General features: G+C 47.6%; 5 protein-coding genes. All 5 read right to left on the bottom strand.

Translation table 11 applies throughout. The features are described 5' to 3' along the window. Positions 1 to 169: 169 nt before the first annotated feature. Positions 170 to 625 carry a hypothetical protein gene (locus tag BM021_RS14550; protein ID WP_090721708.1) on the bottom strand — a complete coding sequence of 152 codons (456 nt, stop codon included), beginning with the start codon at positions 623 to 625 and terminating at the stop codon, positions 170 to 172. Then, positions 595 to 999 carry a DUF2971 domain-containing protein gene (locus BM021_RS14545; RefSeq protein WP_090721707.1) on the bottom strand — a complete coding sequence of 135 codons (405 nt, stop codon included), beginning with the start codon at positions 997 to 999 and terminating at the stop codon, positions 595 to 597. The genes BM021_RS14550 and BM021_RS14545 overlap by 31 nt, the downstream gene beginning before the upstream one ends. Before the next feature lie 338 nt (positions 1,000 to 1,337). After that, positions 1,338 to 2,624 carry a c-type cytochrome gene (locus BM021_RS14540; protein WP_090721706.1) on the bottom strand — a complete coding sequence of 429 codons (1,287 nt, stop codon included), beginning with the start codon at positions 2,622 to 2,624 and terminating at the stop codon, positions 1,338 to 1,340. After that, positions 2,621 to 3,340, bottom strand: coding sequence for a c-type cytochrome (locus BM021_RS14535; RefSeq protein ID WP_090721705.1), 720 nt, complete (start codon positions 3,338 to 3,340; stop codon positions 2,621 to 2,623). Before BM021_RS14535 ends, BM021_RS14540 begins: the two co-directional genes overlap by 4 nt. Before the next feature lie 21 nt (positions 3,341 to 3,361). Next, positions 3,362 to 3,757: alginate export family protein (locus BM021_RS14530; protein WP_177186329.1), on the bottom strand; the 396-nt coding region annotated here is incomplete at its 5' end.

Genomic DNA, 3,757 nt, shown 5'->3' with positions numbered 1-3,757 from the left:
TTACACATTCCGCGAGAAGAAACCCTCCCTTAATATCAGATCCTCACAAGCTCTTCCAGTCGTACTGATGTGATCCTTATGTCGAACTCACGTTATTTATTGAAATAAACATAATTATGTTGATAATCAGCCGCGGCAAAGCCGATGGCTGCGTGCTTAGTTAGCTTACTCACCAACTGTTAAATGGTAGAGAGGAAGATTTCACCTCAACCTCGCTAAGTCCGCAGGAAGTCAGCAACATTTTAATTGATTTTTCACAGCGCCTCTGGTTTGGATTAGGCCCTATGATAACTTCACGGAGAGCGGAACAAGCGACATCAGAAAGGACTTTTAGCTCGACGTAGGGAACCAAAAACGATGAACTGGCGCGAAACTTGACCTGCTCTCGTGCCCCCTTTATCGCGATGCGCCACTCTGCCTCTTCATAGAAACCTTCATTTTTTAATAGAGGCGCAAGCTCCGCAATTTCAGTGCAAAGCCACTCCACAGCGGCATCAGCTTGTAGTTTATCTGAGCCTTCAGAGACTTGCTTGCTATAAGAAATCGCCTCGTCTACTCGTTGCTTCGAGGTAAGTCTCTCATAGTCTTGTCGGTTCAATGGTGGCTTTGGAAATTTATAAAACATTGTTTGACAAGTGCTTCAACCTGCTGAATCTGCTCCTGGTGCTCATATATGCACTTCTCCAGCCGGTATCCTCTTTCTAAACAAAAACTCCTCAGCTGGTCAGCGCCGAACCCGAGGCAAAGGCCAGCGCCCTGCGGACAATAACCCCGCCATTGGCTGAGAAGATCTGGCTTCTCGCTAAAAGAAACAACATAAAGATCATTAACTGAAACAGCCTCTAGGGCGTGCCGAACTGCCCAGCCAAAAGCGGCGCGGTAATCATCTTCCTCAAAGATGCCGTTAGTTATCTGCTTCGCGAAAGAAAGGCCGTGGTAGAACTCGCTAGCATCATTCAAATACGAAGCATGCGTAGCCCAAATGCTGTAGCTATCCAAAATTCCAAGGATGCCGTTCAGACTCGTGTAGTTGATAAAGCGTATTCATTACTTGATAGCTAGCCAAAATTTGGCTTCCGAAGGGACACAAGCCAATACACTAAAAATGTAATCTAACACAGCAACTCACGTTTATATTATTGTATTATAAAGTAATTTATGTGACCAAGATTTTAATGAGCTTCGTTAAATGCAAGAAAATCCAGCACTGCTTCTCTTCGTAATGAGCAGCAGTTAGGGTCCCTACAATGTGCAAACACCAGCATGACTGTTACACGAGTGCTTATAGCCTTGGCTGAAAGTTCATAACAACTATGAGTTTTCTATTAATACTCCCCTTACCTCGCTAGATCAACATCCACGGCTGTCACCAAACTGCCCCGATTCCCCCAGGAATTGCGAATATATGACACCACCAGTGCCACTTCTTCATTGCGTAAAATTTGCTGGAACGGTGGCATCCCGTAGGGCCGGGGATTTCCTGCTGTGGTAGCTGGGTAACCGCCATTTAACACACTTCGAATGATATTTACTGGTGAATTCATCATCACGCTGCGATTACCGGCCAGCGCGGGATAAATACCCGGCGTGCCCTTGCCGTCAGCACCATGACATGTTTGGCAATATTGCTCATAAAGTTGCCCGCCCCGGTCCAGGTGTTTTAGCAAACTGCCCGTCATCACTGGAAAACGGATACCTAACTTGTGACCACCTTCATTTCCAGACAACGATTTTAGATAAACTGCCATTGCGTGAGCATCTTCTGACGACAAATATTGCAAGCTTTGCCTGATGACTGTTGCCATGGGACCAGAAGCCACAGCACGCTGGTTTATGCCAGTCGTCAGCAGTGCCGTGATTTCTTCAATTGTCCATTCACCGCTACTTGCCTCCGACTTCGAAGACAGAGAAGGCGCATACCAATTCATTCCCATGATTTGTCCACCGGTCAATGCATCATCCTGGCTGGCACCGAATCTATTGCGCGTGGTATGGCAGGCATTACAATGGCCTAATCCCTGCACGAGATAAGCCCCACGATTCCATGCTTCGCTTTGGGATTGGTCCGGTTCATAAGTGCCTGCTTTGAAATACAATGCGCGCCAGACGGCCAGCAGCGGCCTGAAATTATAGGGAAAGAAAATATCATTGGGTGGGTTAGACTGCGACACAGGCGGCAGCGATTGCAGATAGGCAAACATCGCATTGGCATCGTGCCGTGTCACCTTGGTGTATTCGGTATAAGGAAAAGCGGGGTACAAAAGCCGTCCGTCACGCGACTTACCCTGATGTAGTGCTTGCCAGAAATCTTCCTCACTCCAGAGGCCGATTCCTGTTTCTTTATCGGGCGTAATATTGGGCGTCACGAAAATACCGAATGATGTAGACAGCCGTCGTCCACCCGTAAATGGCTGACCCCCTTTTGCCGTATGACATCCCATGCAATTGCCAACGCGAGTGAGATAAGCGCCACGTGTGAGCTGCTGCGCCTCGCGAGCATATTCAGGATCATTAGCGATAGCATCCGCAACCAATGTTAGCGAAACAAATGCCAGCGACACCACACCTCCCCACCACAAAGCAGCGCATTTCCAGTGGCTGATGCTGAATATTGGATATCTCATTTTGTACCTCCATTTTCTGGAATAATTTGGCTGCAACGATGCGCCAATTCAGGCAAAAGCGCACTAGATGGTCTGGGTTCTCCAGAAACAGGCTGACGCGCCAGCCACTTCGCAATTGCATTGACTTCATCATTACTCAGTTGTTTGGCAATCTCAGACATACAATCTGGCGTCTGGCTTCGCATGATGCTGCCCTTGCGCCATCCACTGAGCTGTGCCGAAATATAAGCGCGAGACAATCCAAGCAAACCCGGTATAGCAGGCGCTATACCCATCAGCGTATCGCCATGACAAGCACTACATGCCGGGATATCCTTTTCCGAATTTCCTGAATAGATCAGTCGCTCTGCCAGCGCAATTTCCTCGGGTTGCATGGGAATCTGTTCAGGTGCTGGATAGGGTAACTGGAGTGAAGAAAAGTATCGGGCTATTTCCTGGAGGTATTCATCTGACATATTTTCCAGCAGAATCACCATCGGCTGATAATAACGCCGACCATCCCTGAAATTGCGTAGCTGATTAAAAAGATACCCTTGTGGTTTACCCGCAATGCGAGGGTAATAAGCATCGCGCTCTGTTTTATCCTCAGCACTATGACAGATGGTACAAGCCTTAACGCGCTCAGCCATGGTATCCGGTACGACGGCAGGTGTGCCGCCATAAGCACTCGTCAGTCCAGTGATACACAAAAATATCGATAGAATAATGCGCAGCATTTAGCTCTCCTGACCCTACTCTTAAAAACGAATATTGTACTGAACATAGAAAAGATCCGGAGAGATTCCTGGGACCTGTTTGTCCAGGAAAGTGCCGCTCCACATCTTTGAATAGCCAACCAGCACATCCTGATGGCGGTTGACATGGAGGTTCAAGCGGAAATCAATCTCATCTCCCACATGGCTTCCTGACTGACCTGTAATATCTCTGAGTGTGGCTGCGCCAGCCGCGTTGTACAGATAATCACGGTTATTGGCCAGGTAGAACCGATGATATTGGGTGATAAATGTGATCCATGGCATCGGTTGCAGCGTAAATTGCGCATTGAAGTCATGAATATTCTGGCGTCCTACTCGATCCAGGTAACCCAGGTAATAGTGACCAAATGGAAATAATTGATTAAATGTATTGCTTCT

It is taken from the genome of Nitrosomonas sp. Nm166 (assembly GCF_900112825.1).
Classification (GTDB): Bacteria; Pseudomonadota; Gammaproteobacteria; order Burkholderiales; family Nitrosomonadaceae; genus Nitrosomonas.
This window is presented reverse-complemented; position numbering and strand designations above follow the sequence as displayed.

Bases quoted from the DNA above. Each gene is read 5' to 3' on its own strand.
- BM021_RS14550 (WP_090721708.1), bottom strand. From the start codon at position 625: ATGTTTTATAAATTTCCAAAGCCACCATTGAACCGACAAGACTATGAG.
- BM021_RS14540 (WP_090721706.1), bottom strand. From the start codon at position 2,624: ATGAGATATCCAATATTCAGCATCAGCCACTGGAAATGCGCTGCTTTG.
- BM021_RS14535 (WP_090721705.1), bottom strand. From the start codon at position 3,340: ATGCTGCGCATTATTCTATCGATATTTTTGTGTATCACTGGACTGACG.